This window comes from Neisseria sp. HMSC065C04 (genome assembly GCF_001815375.1).
In the GTDB taxonomy this organism is placed as follows: Bacteria; Pseudomonadota; Gammaproteobacteria; order Burkholderiales; family Neisseriaceae; genus Neisseria; species Neisseria flavescens_D.
Map to the genome: position 1 here is coordinate 55,918 of NZ_KV820415.1, position 383 is coordinate 56,300.

Below are 383 nucleotides of genomic sequence, written 5' to 3' on the forward strand. Positions count from 1 at the left end.
CGGCTTTGTTCAGGCTTTTGGCCAGGGAGAGTGCCTGTTCGATCTGTGCGATGGCATCGTCCATATCCAGCACTTTGCCGTTGGCGTCTTGGTTTTGTGCGCTGACGAGTATGCCTTTACCTGCCCTTACCGCACCCCAGCCGTCGGTTCTGAGTTCGAAGCCTTCGCCGTTCTTACCACGTTTTTCTCGATTTGAGTCGACGATATGGCCCAAGTTAAGTTGGGATTTCTGATAGTCGGTGGCAAGTTTGATGTGTTCCTGACCTTTTTGGTCTTCCATCCTGAGTTTGTTGTTCGCCCAAGTACGAATGACGTTCCTTGTGTTCCAATCGGCAGGGATGTGGTCGGGATGGGCGCTGTCGTGCATGACGCCGGAGATATAC

General features: G+C 52.7%; 1 protein-coding gene. It reads right to left on the minus strand.

Annotated elements, in window-relative coordinates; genetic code table 11:
• A partial coding sequence (locus HMPREF3022_RS11730) for a type VI secretion system Vgr family protein (RefSeq protein WP_210399664.1) occupies nucleotides 1-383 on the minus strand: 383 nt, incomplete at both ends.